Origin of the sequence: Ruminococcus sp. (genome assembly GCF_017650195.1) — a bacterium.
GTDB lineage: Bacteria > Bacillota > Clostridia > Oscillospirales > Ruminococcaceae > Ruminococcus.
The window spans coordinates 1-15402 of record NZ_JAGCFH010000040.1; the positions used below are offsets into that span (position 1 = coordinate 1).

The following is a 15402-nucleotide window of genomic DNA, read 5'->3' on the forward strand; positions in this document are numbered from 1 at the left end:
TACACCTATTCTTTCCGTAAGCTCTTTGATTACCACAGACGACACAATGGCAGGGTCTGAAATGAGATCCTCGATATTTCTCTCACACACCATATAGTAATTCTCGTGGATATACACGCCTGCACCATTGATATTTTCATCATATTGCTTTCTGTAAATCCGATATGTCTTTCCGTTCACTTTATAAGGCTCAAACTCCTCCATATCATCGTCTGGCACAAATTCACCGAAATGGTCGAAAATGTATAAAAAATCGCCCCTGACACCAATCTGACATTTAGCACCGATATCGAACTTCTCTCCGGTAAAATTATCAAGTATCACCTTGTAATCAACTGAAAGGCTATCAAAATACACATCGCTCATGGGCTTTTTGAAGCTTCTTCCCTTTTCGATAGTAAGAGACTCAAGATCAGACCAACTTGCCTTGAAGCCATCCTGTATGCAATTGCTAAAAGAAAAGTCTCCATTCCCACCGCTCTTTTTGTCAATATTATAAAACATAGCTCCATTCTGTCCGCTGACGTGATCGGCTTTCAGCTCTTCCTCAGTCGGATCCGGTGTTTCCGTAACATAAAGGCTTACTTCGTCCTCTTCCTCTTCAAATTGAAATCCCCAGCCCCCCTGTGTATCGTTTGACTCTGTGACCCAAGGGTTCCTTTCGGTATCATCAATAAAACCATTTCCACCGGTACTGCTGCCCCATCCGAATCCATTACTGTCAGCAGCTACTGCCATCCCCGTTTCCGTTACAGAAATTAGCATGCAAACAGCCGTCGTAAAAGCAGCTGCATATTTTTTCCATGATAAGTTCATTTTTGTCCCTCCTCAAAAGAAAAAAGCAATACCATCACAAGAGAAAAATTCGGGCATAAAAATATGAGCCAACGTTCAAATAACATCAAACGTTGTTGAATTAAATATCCACCCAAATTAATTACTGCCCCATTTTTCTCTACGGTATTGCTTGTAATTATAGTTATATTATAAAATAGTTGTTATCAAATTGCAAGTCATTTATTGCTAGTTTTTCGTCATATCATTCTGCATTTTTATGAATTAAGTACATAACGCTAAGAGCCGATTCACATTAATACACATTTTGAAAATTACCCTGCAATTAATACCAAAATAGTAGTCACAGGTGAATTCAATTATTACAAAGAAAGATATGCCACATATTATCATCTACTTCATGCCAATATGGAAGTTAATGTATCATTATCATGGAAAATGAATAATGTAGTCAAAAGGCTACATTATTTTTCCAACTGTATTCCTAATCCTGTATGCAGTGCTATGAGCTGATTGCCCATAACATTCTTCATAAGCTCAAATGCAGGAATACCCGTGCAGTGGCCGCTGTAAAAGACAGTATTCATCAGCGATAGCTCCTGTGCTGTCTGAATTATGACTGCTTTTTCTTCTTCGGTATGCTCTCCCTCCTTTTTCATCATATGGAATCCTGTTATAACATAATCAGGAACATTCCCGAACATCTCTCTATAACGGTCAAGGATATTGAGAATTCCATTATGTGAACATCCCGACAACAGCCAGTATTTGTCGTTATGCTTTATGACAAGACACTGCTCATGTGCAAAATCATCGGGAAATTGCACGCCGTTCTCCATGCGGGAAAGCTTGAGGTTCCCCTGCGGATAGCACCGTCTGCCGGTGATACCGCTGAACAGGAACAGTTCTTCATCAAGCTGAATATTACCGTCTATCAGCCGTACATTCGTAAGGTCAAGGATAGCCTTGTCGATACCAATGTAGCGTTCACCGTTGTAATGCGGCTCGACAGCTTTCTTCTGCATTATTATCTGTGCGGTATGGTTTATCTGTGAAAACGGCAGAATACCTCCCGAATGATCATAGTGCCCGTGACTGAGAACTACAGTATCAACTGCGGACAGGTCTATACCAAGTACTTCCGCATTCTTTAAGACTGCGTCGGTCTGTCCTGTATCAAACAAGAGCTTGTGCATATCAGTCTCGATATAAATTGAAAGGCCATGCTCTGCGATACAGCTTTCGTGACCGCCGCTATTCTCAACAAGGGTAATAATTTTCATCAGTGATTACCGCAATTGTGTGTGCCGCAGCCGTGATCTCCGCAGGAATGTCCTTCGCCATGCTCATGAGAGTGATGGTCACATGTGGGATTGGAGTTCTGCTCAAGTGTCTGTGCAAGGAAAGCTGCTACAGCATCATCGGCACTTCCCATATTACCACCGTAGAGAACGATGCCAGCCTCCTGCATCGCCATTTGTGCGCCTCCGCCGATGCCTCCACAGATAAGCACATCAGCCTGAGCATTTTTAAGGAATCCAGCTAGAGCACCGTGCCCTACACCATTTGTTCCGACTATCTGCTCATTGATTATTTTGCCGTCAGCAACATCGTAGAGCTTGAACTGCTCCGTTCTGCCGAAGTGCTGGAAAATCTGTCCGTTTTCATAGGTTACTGCAATTCTCATAATTGTGCTTCCTTTCTGAGTTATCTCCTCCAAGATAGTGTTGTCAAGAGTGTAATTTCCGCCTGAAATGACGATGCGCCTGCCCTCCACCAGCGCCTTAGCAAGCTTTTTTCTTGCTGTATCGTATATCGCTGTGACAGTCGTTCTCGCCACATTCATTTCAGCGGCACACTGCTCTTGTGTCTTTGATTGATAGTCGATAAGACGTATCGTTTCAAACTCGTCAAGCGACATAATGATTGTATCATTTGCCTTGTCCTGATCGGGAGCAAAGCTCCAGTAATCTGGGTAGCAACAGATACGGCGTGATTTTTGTGGTCTGGGCATATAAGCATCTCCTTTCTGACTTATGTCAATTATAACATATTTATCGACTTATGTCAAGTATATTCTTGGTATTTTCAGACATTGACGGATATTGCTTCATTTGGTATAATTGCTTTATAGGAGTGATATTGTGAATAAGAAGCTTGAATTGTTCCTGACCTTCATGAGGATCGGTGCATTTACCTTCGGCGGTGGTTATGCGATAATCCCACTGATTCAGAAGGAAGTATGTGAAAATAAAAAATGGCTGAGCGAAAAGGATATTACAGATATTGTTGCTATTTCCGAATCAACGCCCGGTCCTATCGCTATCAATGCAGCAACATTTGTAGGATATAAGACATCGGGCTTTCTTGGAGCGTGTATGGCAACCCTCGGCGTTGTCCTGCCCTCGTTTCTTATAATCTCGCTTATATCCCTGATATTGACGCAGTTTCAGAGCATCAAAGCTGTTCGCTATGCTTTTATGGGTATCCGTGCAGCCGTACTTGCACTGATACTGAAAGCACTATGGATGATGTTCAAATCGGTGAAGAAGAAAAAGAAGCCATTTTCTTATGCGATCATGGGACTTTCTCTTGTTCTGACTGCTTTCCTGAAAATAGACGCAGTATTTGTCATCATCGGATGCGGATTGTTCGGTCTGCTGTGGTCAATCCTGAACAGAAAGGAGCAGAGCAATGGCACTGATTAAGTTGTTTCTTGTCTTTCTGAAAATAGGGGCGTTCACCTTTGGCGGCGGATACGCTATGATCGCTATGATACAGGCGGAAGCAGAACGTCACGGCTGGCTGACGCAGGAAGAGCTTGTGGATTTCGTTGCTCTTAGCGAAAGCACGCCCGGCCCCCTTGCAGTCAATATGGCTACATTTGTAGGAATGAGGACTTGCGGTGTTCTTGGAGCTATCATCGCAACACTTGGTATTATTCTTCCTTCCTTTATTATTATACTTATAATCGCAAAGTTCTTTGAAACTTACAAAAACAGCAAAGCTGTCAACGGTATTATGTCGGGCTTGAAACCTGCTGTTGTCGGAATGATAAGTGCAGCCTTTATATCTGTTGCGAGGACAGTTTTCTTTCCGTCGGGTATCAGCGTATCGACTTTTTCTTCAGCGAGCCTTTGGGTATTTCTCAGTCTGTTTGCCATAACTGTCATTCTTGCGTTCAAAAAAGTACACCCGATCAATATCATTCTGCTGTCTGCTGTTATAGGAATAGGCGCAGGATACGGATTGGGATTTTGATATACAGAAAGGAAAGCATTATGTTTGATAGTGAATTTGCTACAACAGAATATATTGAAAAGGATAATGCGGTTTTCCATGTCTGGAAGAAAGAAGCACACTTCGATGATTACAGAGTCCCTGTTTCAGCTTCGCTTGAAATGCTGCGCGAGCATAAGGGCAGTCTGTTTATTGTAGATGCAAGAAACGGTTTTGAAGATGTTCCCGAAGATATTGAATGGGGCTTTCATTACTTTCTGCCTGAGCTAAAGAAAACCAAGTGTCAGATATGGGGCTTTATCCTGACTGAAGTTTCCAACATAGAAGGCGAAATTGACCTGTGGACTTCTGAAATTGAAAAGAACTTCACTGTGATAAGGGCAGAATCCTATGATGAAATTATCAGACAGGCGAAGGAGATAATCTAGGAAGGTATTCGCAGAGTTACTGAGGTTCAACTCATTCCATTGTAAGAATTAAACTGTGAACAATTCATCTAAACTATTAAACGTGTTGGCTCATATCTTTTCACATTTCAATGGTGAACGTCATGCCTAACTTGAAACGGAACTCCAAGAAATCAGCGTAGAAACCATATGTATATTTCTCTTATAATAACAACAGCTCCCAATATCATATAGGGAGCTGCTTTTTTCATATCGTTATTCTGCCTTTAATTCGTGTGCATTACAAGTATTAGTAAACCAAAAGGTTCTTTTATCAGATCATAAAAGCTATCAAGATTACCACAAAGGAATATAGAATATTATTCGAAAAATGTCTATACTTTATCAGGATGTTCACCTGACCAGCCTCTCTCAGGAAGACATGACAAGTACGACATATCGTCCTCTGAAATGCTGAAACCGAGTATATTAAGGTTATCCTTCATTCTTTCCTTTGATGCAGATTTCGGAATAACAGGAATACCTCTCTGATTAAGGTATCTTAGTAACAACGCGGCATTTGTACAGCCGTATTTTGCAGCTATTTTTGATACCTCATCATCATTTACAAGCTTTGCTCTGCCAAGAGGACTCCATGCCTGTGGAAGAATCCCTTCTTTTCTTAGATAAGAAAGTGCATATTCCTGCATATATCCTACGTGTAATTCAAGCTGGTCTACCATAGGACGTATCCGTGCAATCTCCAAAAGAGGTCTTATATGTTGCGGCAAGAAATTTGACAAACCTATCGCTTTTACTCTTCCCTGCTCATATAACTCCTCTAATGCAGCCCATGATCCTCTGACTCTTTCAAACCATTCATCATCATTCACGTCACCCTTAGGCCAGTGTATCAGATACATATCAAGATAATCTGTTTTCAGTTTCCGACATGACTCTTCAAATGCTTTAAGTGTTTTTTCTCTGCCAAGATCAGTATGCCAGACCTTACTACACAAGAATATTTCCTCTCTCGAAATGTCCGAATTTTCTATAGCTTCACCGATCTGTTCCTCATTTCCATAGAACTGTGCCGTATCTATATAGCGATATCCTACATCAATGGCTTCCATGATAGTTTGAACTCCGCCTTTTTCTGTGGAAAGATATGAACCGTAACCTACTGAAGGTATTGTGACTCCGTTAGATAGAATAAACTGCTCTTTTGAGTCATTATATCCGACTGTATCAAGTATACTATCGAGGATACGCATATTTTTAACAGAAAACTCCTCTGTGATATACGGTACTGCTTTCCCTTTTATACATTCATTCATCTGCTCCATTTCCATACTGTAATTGGATTCAGCTGAAACAGTTTCAGTTCGCGTAATTCTCTCACCGTTTGGATTCTTAACAGTGACCTCAAATGACAGAACACCCTCACCGTTATACTCAACATTGGAACGGATATATCCATTAGAACCGTGAATAAAAAGCCTGTCGTACCTGTCGCAAGAATCTGTGCCAAGTATCATGCCTGCATTGAATGAAGCTCTTGTACCGTCCTCAAAGCCTATCATCACAGAAGCCATATGATCGACTCCTGTACTGCCGAATTCAGCATCTGCCTTTACATACTTTACAGGTGAATCTATTAACGATAGTATCATAGATGTACAGTAACAGCCTACATCATATATTCCACCGCCGCCTTGCTCCTTATGAAGTCTGATATCCTCGGAGTAATCTTGTGTCAAGAACGCAGTGTCAACGTAATCTATCTTACCTATCTCACCAGATGAAATGATCTCTTTGAGTCTGCTTATATATGGACTATGTAAATACGCATAAGCCTCCATAAGTATAACGCCGTTATCCCTTGCAGCTGCAAACATACGGTGAAGCTCGCCTTCATTCATGGCAAGAGGCTTTTCGCACAATACATGCTTATGAGCGTTTAGAGCCTTTATTACCCATTCACAGTGAATATCATTCGGAAGCGGAATATATACTGCCTCAACTGCGGGATCTGACAGTAGCGACTCATAGCCTTTATATGCCTTTTTAAATCCGAAACGCTCCTTATAAGTCTGAGCTTTTTCAAGACTTCTACCGGCTATCGCATATAGCTCACAGCCCTTTGCCTTTTGCATACCGGGTATCGTACCCCATGACGCAATGCTGGCAGTACCCATAACGCCCCATTTTACGGTTTCTTTTTCTTCAAGCATAAAGCGTCCTCCTATATATTATATCTGCTCATACAGCCTTGAAATATGGCAGCTACGTTCTGCGACCCGTTGATAATGTTTTGTTTCTTTATAAAAGCAATTCTAATATCACAGATAAGTTACTGTTTCGGAAAGAGGCTTTCTGCTATTATGATTTGGCAGCGGACCTGTTCCGTCAGCTGCGTATCCAAGATCAAGCAACATAAGTACTTCCTCATTCTCAGGTAATCCAAGTAAAGACGCTACCTTGTCAGGATCAAAATAGTTAAGCCAGCAGCTGTCAACGCTCTCGTTTGCTGCTGCAAGAGTAAGGTGTGTGGCAACAATAGCGGCATCCTCTACTCCCGAATCGCGCTTACCGCCGGGATATGTAAACACTTCACTCTTATTGAATGCGACCACAAGTACTGTCGGCGCGCCATAACGGCACGGCGTCAACTCGTCTATCCTTGTGAGAAGCTCCGCAGACTGTACCACATATATATGCTGCTCCTGCAGGTTCTTGGCTGTTGGTGCAAGACGTCCTGCCTCGAGAATAGCTGTTAGTTTCTCGCTTTCGACCTGCTTATTGCTGTATTTCTTGCATGAATAGCGATTTTTTACTACTTCATTAAATTCCATTTGTTTTCCCTCCGTTTTTTACTTGATAAGATATGCCCTGCACGGTGCTCCGTCACAACCGTCAAGATTAAGTGGAGCAGCATTCAAAAAATAACGACCCTCATCAACATCTTTCAGTACGATTCCTTCAAGAAGTACCACCTCTGCGCCAAGAAGTATAAGATGAACTTCTTTGGGAGCATTTTCAGGGCCTACAGTCTGACTTTCATTGCCGAGCAGAAGTATCCCTTTATCTGCTAATACCTGCGCCGCCTCTTCAGTTACAGTCGCTTTTCCAGCAATTAGTATACGCTGTGCAGCTCCTGCCGCTTCAGCTTTTTCAAGTATCTTAGCTGCGTCACTTGCTTTAACATCGCCATTATGGTGTGCTACAAAACAGTCTCCTACAAAAGGCACAAGTCCTACCTTGTCAATAGTTTTCCCGTCCTTTATAAAATGGAACGGTGTGTCGACGTGAGTTCCGTTGTGTGCACACATTGAAAACTCTGTAAGATTACATATGTCTCCTTTTTCAATGCTAAGACGTCTCACCATATGAGGACACGGGTCTCCGGGATAAACCTTTGATGAAAAAATCTCCTGTGAAATGTCGATAATCATTATTATTCCCCCAATGATTAAAATGATATTATTTCAGCAGATTATTATGCAAATGGACGAGATTAAATATATCAGCCGTTTTGTCACTGGTCATATCAGCTAGTCTGAATTGTGCTTTAGTTAATTTTCAGCTTCGCGGAGATATTTGCTTATTAGAAGCAAATCGGATTCATTAATTGTTCCGTCTATTTTTTGCATATTCTATTATTTATAAGGATCAATAGTGACGATAGAACCATCAGGAGCATATTTAAGTTCAGTGAACTTTACGCATCGTCTGTGATTTATACCATTTGAGAGCTCAGCATCGTGATAGAAAAGATACCATTTCCCCTCATACTCAACAATTGAATGATGCGTTGTCCAGCCTATGACCGGCTCCATTAACCTTCCTCTGAATGTAAAAGGTCCTGTAGGCGAATCAGATGTTGCATATACCAGATAATGAGTTGTACCTGTTGAATATGAAAGGTAATATGTACCGTTATATTTATGCATCCACGGTCCTTCAAAATAGCGCCTGTCTTCATCTCCTGCCAGCAGATCATTTCCATTTTCATCGACAATTCTGACATGGAAGGGCTCTGAAACGAGGGCATTGCAGTCGCTGTTCAGCTGTGCGCAGAAGGGCGTGAGAGCTGGCTTGTCGCGAGCGGGTTCCTTGCCATTCGGATCAAACTGTCCGGTTACCCATTTTTCAAGCTGACCGCCCCAAAGGCCGCCATAGAACATGTAAATTATACCATCATCGTCAACAAATACGCAAGGATCAATACTACAAGTTCCTTTGATGCAGTCATCATCAGGTCTGAATGGACCTATCGGACTTTCACCATGAGCTGCTCCTATACGGAATATTCCATTTTTGTCTCGTGCAGGAAAAATAAGATGATATTTACCATTTGTGTATGCAAGGTCCGGTGCCCACATTTGTTTGCTGACCCACTTAACATCTTTCATGTGAAGAGCTTCGCCGTTGTCAACACATGGCGATTCTACACTGTCCATTGAAAGAACATGGTAATCTTCCATAAGATACTCATCACCCTCGTCATTATCCTCACCATCGTGAGGTATATCATGAGAGGGATAAATGTATATTTTCCCATTGAAAACATGAGCGGATGGGTCTGCAGTGAAAATATGAGTTATTAAGGGCTTTCTTTGATTACTCACAAGCTATTTCCTCCATATTTAATTTTTTTAGAATAATGTAACCATCATAAGTATATAATAACCTTCATAAAGAATCAAGTCAAATTTTGTCAAATATAAAATTATACAAGATGTTTTGCTATCCACATGAAAGATGGTAAAAATTACTAATTGAAGCGTGCAGTTTAAGGAAATTCATTTAACCTAACATTTGAGAATCATAACTTCTGTTTTTATTGGCATTATTAAGCTTATAAAACAAATTTAACGTCCTGCTCACATCAGCATATTTGCCTGAAGTATAGATAGAGTATATATATTTTTCCATCAAGGCAGGTATTTTCCAGACGCAAGATATAGCTCATACCAGTCGTGATGCGAAAGACTTACTTTCACTGCATTACAAGTATCCTTTATATGTTCTGGATTCATTGTACCGATAATCGCCTGTATCTTCGCAGGATGTCGTAATATCCACGCTATGGCTACAGCTGATTTTGATACTCCCTCACGATCTGCAATTACTGCAAGCGCTTTGTTCAGCTCAGGGAAATCCGGATTGTCAATAAACGTACCGCCAAACATTCCGAATTGCAGCGGTGACCACGCCTGGATTGTGATATCATTCAAACGACAGTAATCAAGTGCAGAGCCGTCACGATTAATGGAAAACTCTGTAGTCTTGTTATTCATGTAAAGAGCCTGATCAATCAGCTGTGACTGCTCCAGCGAAAACTGTACCTGATTGAAAACAAGAGGCTGCTTCACATATTTTTTCATCAATTCAATCTGCATGGGCATCAGATTGCTGATGCCAAAATAACGTACCTTTCCTGATTTTTCAAGAATATCAAAAGCCTCTGCGACCTCTTCTGGGTCGAACAACAGATCCGGTCTGTGCAGCAGCAGAGCATCAAGATATTCTGTATTCAGGCGGCGCAAGCTGTCATCAACACTGGTTAAAATATTCTTCTTTGTCCAGTCAAATTCGTTTCTGTCAAAACACAGCCCACACTTGCTTTGAATATAAATGTCCTCACGTTTGATACCGGTTAGCAGAAGAGCCTCCGCGAACCGTTCTTCTGCTTCACCGTTTCCGTAACAAGTAGCGTGATCGAAAAAGTTGATACCGCAGTCATAAGCAGTGCTGATAACCTTTGCTGCATCATTCTTCGATAAAGCTGGCATTCTCATACACCCCTGAATGATTGCAGATACATTTTGAGGACCATTTACAATATTTATCGTATTCATACATAATCTCCTGATTATATTTTTTTTATTCTGATTTCAAATCAGCAATGATTTCTTTTGTTAGCTTTTCAACAGAGATACCATGTTCGTCAAGTAACTCTTCAGCCTTGAATTCTGTATGAAATGCTTTTGAAATACCGTAACATTGCACACGCATATCTGAATCTCCGTAGAAGGCTGCTATATTCTGACCATAACCGCCCATGAGTTCACCGTCCTCGATTGTAATAACAAGTCGGTGGTCTTTTTTCAGTGAAACAAGCAGTTCTTCATCAACACCGCTGACAAACCTTGGATTTATTACTGTGATATCATTGCCGATCTGTTCTTTAACTTTGCCAGCAACTTCAAGTGCCATTGTGAGCAGTCCGCTGACTGCGATCAGTGCGACCTCGCGTCCGCTGTGCTCGATCTTACTTTTCAGAACAGAATAATCTGTACCATCAGCAATACCTGTCTTTCTAAGATTGCCAACAGCTCTAATCGCAACAGGATGCTGCTTCTGAGTCGTTGCATATCTGAACATCTGAATGAATTCCTCATTGCTTGAAGGTGCAAGATATATCAGATTAGGGATATGTGCGAACATCTGGATATCGCACAGTGCAAGATGAGTATTGGAATTTGAACCAAACACTCCGGGTCCTGTGATAAGAAATGTTGCCGGACTATCATTCAGGCAGACGTCGTGCGACATCTGGTCATAAGTACGCTGAAAAAACGGAGCAAATGTACCAAATACCGCTGTGCCTCCGTTCTTAGTGATACCACTTGTCATAGCAACAGCATTTTCTTCTGCGATGCCCACGTCTATGAACTGACCACGCTTCACATATTCCTCACGCACGCCCTGTACAAAACCAAGTCCCATAGGTGTAGCGGCATTCAGGACAATTGCTTTTTCATTGTTGTCAAGCAGTTCTTTCAGGCATTTAAATATTACGTTTTCTCCTTCCTGATAAGGATAAAGTGGTGAACCATCCTCGATATTGAACGGACCGCCTGCGTGCCAGCGCTCACGCTCCTTTTCCGCATAAGGAAGACCTTTACCCTTGATGGTATGGATATGCAGAACAATCGGATGATCGATATTTTTCACGCTCTCAAACAGCTCTACAAGTTTTACTGTGTCATGACCATCTTCAAGATAACGATAATCTAACCCCATTGCACGGAACAGATTATATTCGGCTTTGCCATTTGTCTCGCGAAGCTTTTTAAGATTCTTGTATAGTCCACCGTGGTTTTCTGCAATACTCTGGTCATTGTCGTTCAAAATTATAATGAGATTTCTGTCATACTCACCTGCGTAATCAATTGCTTCGAGCGCTTCACCGCCTGAAAGTGAACCATCACCGATCAAAGCTATAATATTCTCACTTCGTCCATTCAGATCACGGCCTTTCGCCAGTCCAAGTGCAAGGGATACAGAAGTTGAGGTATGCCCGACAATGAACATATCATGCTCGCTTTCATTAGGGTTGGTAAATCCTGTCACATCATGGAAATGTTCTTCATCCAGATAGGCTTCCTTTCTGCCAGTAAGGATCTTATGAGGATAGCACTGATGAGACACATCAAACACGATCTTATCTTTCGGCGAATCAAACACATAATGTAAAGCTACCGTCAGTTCAACCACACCAAGATTAGGTCCCTGATGACCGCCTGCCTTGCTGAGCTTGTTAATAAGTGCTGAACGTGTTTCATCTGCAAGCGTCTGAAGCATGGATACCTCTAGCTTTTTTATATCATCAGGGCCGTTTATATTTTCTAAGTACATAATCAACTTCCTTTCAACATCAGCTTTTATGTAACATCATATTTTAGTTTTACAACGAAACATCATATAAGTGACATATAAACTTTTCTATTTTCTAACACAAACATGCTAAATATAAATACCTCATTAAATTATCTCTATTGAAAACCAATTATCATTTATATGTAGCTCCACAATCCATCAAACATATTTCCGCCAACAGCAAATGGCCCTGGGATAATATTCGCTCCACGATGTGCACCTAAATAATCAGTATCAAAAACAATATCTCTACCGTCAGGTGTTTCAAATCTCTGTTCAGGTTCAAATGCCTCACCAAGAGTATCACTTGTAACAAGTCCTGCTCTGAAGTTTCCAATGAGCTCATACACATTTGTTTTCAAAACCGGATTTCCGTTAACGACTTCAATTTCAGCAAATGCTTTTTCATTGCTGACAACACAGTTCTTCTCTTTTTTACAAGGCTTCGCTCCGCTTAAATACGCATTTCCACATGTCCATACAGGCAAGTAGCTCCAGTGATATTTTGCCAGCTCGAACATATCCGGTGTATCACATTTCATATCAAAGTTTTTGATCCATTCATCATATGTCGGGAAATCGTCAAAAACATGAGTTCCCGTTTCACGGTTATCTTCGGTTCCGTCTCTTGGAATTGTACCGTATTTCTGAAGGAATATATTGTTATAAAACCTATCATCGCCGTGTAGGATTGTCATAAATCCCATGACTTCGGTACGGTGTGGTATGTGATAAGGTGTGAAACGCTGACGCAGTTTTCCTTCAACAACAGAGTCCACTTCTGCATCTATTGCAGTGAATGCACCACAGATAAGATTATGAACAAGCGCAAGTCCTTCGGTAGGCATTCTAAGCGATACCTCTGACATAAGTATATTATTGTCGATAAGAGTTGGACCGTGGCTGACTTCTACAAATATATCCTGACTCATCATACCGCCCTTCATAGGTTTGGCGTATTCTGGAAGCTGATTATCGTGAAGAAGATTCTGTGTTATACGTGTTCCCTGAGCCTCCCAGTCAGTCCATATACCCATTGTACAGTGATGGATATAGTTTCTGCGCATAGTAACATCTATAGCTGCATGTAGTTTTATGCCTGCTATCTCAGCACCACCGAGTTCCATCATATTGTTTATGTGGTGAATGTGGTTATCTTCAATTATTGAAAAAACGCCGCCCATACGTCCTATTATACCGCCCTGTTCACAGTGATGTATATTGTTCCTGCGTATAATATGGCTTCCTACATTCTTCTTCAACCAACCATGATACTGACCACGGCATACTGCATCACGTTCCATTTGTGTAGGACTCTTAACGTGCTTATATGTAAAATAATGGTCATTGTCTGCATCGTAGTATTTACCGATGCAAATACCTGCACATTTACTGTTGCTGATATCGCAGTCCTCGATTATCCAGCCTTTTGACCAGTGCGGACCTATCATTCCATCCTGAAATGCTGCAGGAGGTGCCCAAGTAGTTGCAGCTTTGTCAATTTTAAAACCACTTACGGTGATATAACCTATTCCTGTTTTTGATGGCATAAAGCATCTGCGGCGGACATTAATCTCAACCTTTTCCTTATTTGGATCACTTCCCTGAAAATTAGCATAGAAAACAGTCTTTCCACCCTTTTTCTCAGCATACCATTTATAGATGGAATTCTCGGGCTGCCATGAGGTTTCCGTCTTTTGACCAGCAATAACTTCATCTATACTGCCAGCTTCATAGAAAGCACGATCATTCATGTACAATGCGCCTGTATGTTTCGATTTTTCTGCAAAGTACCAGTCACCGTAAACATAGGTAGTATATGGATTGTATTCTCCGAATATACTGCTGTCAACAGATGCGGTCCAGACGTTATCCTTGTACCGTGTCCAACCAGTGATTAATTCAGCTCCTGTTATTTCAGCACCTAAAGGTTCTGCACTGCGGTAAGTTATACGCGCATTTGCTCTACCTGCATTTTTCGGATCTACATATTCACGATAAACTCCAGGCATAACCAGTACTTCATCACCTGGCAAAGCAATTTCAGTTGCATCACTGATTCTTCTGAATGGCATTTCTTTTGATCCGTTACCTCCACGTCCTGCATTGGCATCAACATAAATAATCATATTAGTATACCTCCTTTTATAAAATTTAATTTAAAATATTAAATTATCAATTCACAACTATATGTATTTATTCTAACATAAAGTTCTATAAAATTCAATATTATTTTTTATATAGACCTGCAAAAAAACAGCCCTCCAAAACAACACAGTTGCCCTTTCAAGAAAAATTTGAAGGAGCAACTGCTTATTTCACGTTAATTGTTGAAAAGTAAGCTCCATATGTGCGGTTCTTCTTTTTATCTTGACATATAAATTATTTTGTGATATAATAGCAACCAGAACATATATTCTTTTTGATGTCGGGGGGTGATTTCCATGTGCATGTCTTTAAGAATTGAGCCAAAAGAAATGGCAGAAGTTCTCATTAAAGTGAGGAAAATGGCGTTAGCCCAGGATATGTCAATAAAGCTCGGAAAGAGCCTGCTTATGTCAGGAGATCTGTATCCATCTGATATAGTGCCTGTTCTTGCGCCAAACAAGTATGGAAATATGGCATTATTTCCAATGTCATGGGGGTTTTCGCATAAGGCTACGCCTAAACTTATTGCCAACTGCCGCGTAGAGACTGCTGATACAAAGGTAATGTGGAGAGATTCATGGTACAGGAGAAGGTGTGTTATCCCTGCCTCATGGTATTATGAGTGGGGATATCCTGTATATGAAAATGACAACCACAGCTTGATTGAACACCAAAATAACAAGAAGGTAAAATTCGCCATACAAAACGAAAGCTCAGACATCACATATATCGCAGGACTTTATCGATATGAAGAGCATGGTAGCATGAAAGTCCCAATGTTTGCTATCCTTACGCGAGAAGCAGCAGGTACTGTAAGAGATATCCACGACCGCATGCCACTTATACTGGATAAAGAAAACGTAAAGAAATGGGTTCGTCCTAACGGTGATCCCAGCGCTATAGTTGAAAAAGCACTGTCAAATATGGTCTTTGAGAAAGCTGTAGAGTATCCTCGGTTTCCGCCTGAGACAATCACCGCATGAGAAACTGGATTTTAAACAGCCTACCTCTCAATCGAGAAGCTAAGTGGACTTTCCTCCATTAGATTGTGCCCATGTCGGGCACACACAAAGAGCAGGCGTTCCTATATGCGGAACGCCTGCTCTTTGTTTATTCTTCTTTTTCAGTATCAAAAAATCAGAAAAGCAACTGGTGATATATTTCA

At 41.1% G+C, this 15402-nt stretch carries 14 protein-coding genes; 4 read left to right on the plus strand and 10 right to left on the minus strand.

Translation table 11 applies throughout. From position 1 onward, the window contains the following. The 3 genes from J6U00_RS01705 to J6U00_RS01715 form a co-directional block, all read right to left on the minus strand. A partial coding sequence (locus J6U00_RS01705) for a hypothetical protein (protein ID WP_296577995.1) occupies positions 1 to 816 on the minus strand: 816 nt, incomplete at its 3' end. A gap of 443 nt (positions 817 to 1259) precedes the next feature. Beyond that, the gene (locus J6U00_RS01710; RefSeq protein ID WP_296577997.1) at positions 1260 to 2078 is read right to left on the minus strand and encodes an MBL fold metallo-hydrolase; all 819 of its coding nucleotides are present in this window, start codon (positions 2076 to 2078) and stop codon (positions 1260 to 1262) included. Further along, a complete protein-coding gene (locus J6U00_RS01715) occupies positions 2078 to 2809 on the minus strand; it encodes a DUF134 domain-containing protein (RefSeq protein ID WP_296578000.1) in 732 nt (243 codons plus the stop codon). Before J6U00_RS01715 ends, J6U00_RS01710 begins: the two co-directional genes overlap by 1 nt. A 130-nt stretch (positions 2810 to 2939) precedes the next feature. On the opposite strand from J6U00_RS01715, the gene J6U00_RS01720 reads away from it, so the two are divergent. From J6U00_RS01720 to J6U00_RS01730, 3 genes are read left to right on the plus strand one after another with little or no spacing between them, the layout of a single operon-like run. Continuing rightward, on the plus strand, positions 2940 to 3503 hold the full coding sequence (locus J6U00_RS01720; protein ID WP_296578003.1) for a chromate transporter: 564 nt from the start codon (positions 2940 to 2942) through the stop codon (positions 3501 to 3503). Then, positions 3490 to 4056 (plus strand): chromate transporter, encoded by a 567-nt coding sequence (locus tag J6U00_RS01725; protein ID WP_296578005.1) that lies wholly within the window; start codon positions 3490 to 3492, stop codon positions 4054 to 4056. Before J6U00_RS01720 ends, J6U00_RS01725 begins: the two co-directional genes overlap by 14 nt. Positions 4057 to 4076: 20 nt before the next feature. Next, positions 4077 to 4463: a hypothetical protein gene (locus J6U00_RS01730; protein WP_296578006.1), complete on the plus strand. Its 387-nt coding sequence runs from the start codon at positions 4077 to 4079 to the stop codon at positions 4461 to 4463. A gap of 353 nt (positions 4464 to 4816) precedes the next feature. Here the strand turns inward: J6U00_RS01730 and J6U00_RS01735 are convergent, their stop codons facing one another. The 7 genes from J6U00_RS01735 to J6U00_RS01765 form a co-directional block, all read right to left on the minus strand. Then, positions 4817 to 6655, minus strand: coding sequence for an aldo/keto reductase (locus J6U00_RS01735; RefSeq protein ID WP_296578008.1), 1839 nt, complete (start codon positions 6653 to 6655; stop codon positions 4817 to 4819). A 108-nt stretch (positions 6656 to 6763) separates the two neighbouring features. Continuing rightward, positions 6764 to 7276, minus strand: a complete 513-nt coding sequence (locus J6U00_RS01740; RefSeq protein WP_296578011.1) for a nitroreductase family protein — start codon at positions 7274 to 7276, stop codon at positions 6764 to 6766. Positions 7277 to 7294: 18 nt separating this feature from the next. Further along, positions 7295 to 7876: a cyclase family protein gene (locus J6U00_RS01745; RefSeq protein WP_296578016.1), complete on the minus strand. Its 582-nt coding sequence runs from the start codon at positions 7874 to 7876 to the stop codon at positions 7295 to 7297. A 204-nt stretch (positions 7877 to 8080) separates the two neighbouring features. Then, complete coding sequence (locus J6U00_RS01750; protein ID WP_296578019.1) at positions 8081 to 9052, minus strand: glycoside hydrolase family 43 protein; 972 nt, start codon at positions 9050 to 9052, stop codon at positions 8081 to 8083. Between the two features lie 306 nt (positions 9053 to 9358). After that, a complete protein-coding gene (locus J6U00_RS01755; RefSeq protein ID WP_296578021.1) occupies positions 9359 to 10285 on the minus strand; it encodes an aldo/keto reductase in 927 nt (308 codons plus the stop codon). A 25-nt stretch (positions 10286 to 10310) separates the two neighbouring features. Continuing rightward, positions 10311 to 12068, minus strand: coding sequence for a 1-deoxy-D-xylulose-5-phosphate synthase (locus J6U00_RS01760; protein ID WP_296578022.1), 1758 nt, complete (start codon positions 12066 to 12068; stop codon positions 10311 to 10313). A 158-nt stretch (positions 12069 to 12226) separates the two neighbouring features. Then, complete coding sequence (locus tag J6U00_RS01765; RefSeq protein ID WP_296578024.1) at positions 12227 to 14218, minus strand: right-handed parallel beta-helix repeat-containing protein; 1992 nt, start codon at positions 14216 to 14218, stop codon at positions 12227 to 12229. Between the two features lie 321 nt (positions 14219 to 14539). Here J6U00_RS01765 and J6U00_RS01770 point away from each other — a divergent pair, with 321 nt between their 5' ends. Further along, a complete protein-coding gene (locus J6U00_RS01770; protein WP_296578027.1) occupies positions 14540 to 15220 on the plus strand; it encodes an SOS response-associated peptidase family protein in 681 nt (226 codons plus the stop codon). The last annotated feature ends 182 nt before the right edge of the window (positions 15221 to 15402 follow it).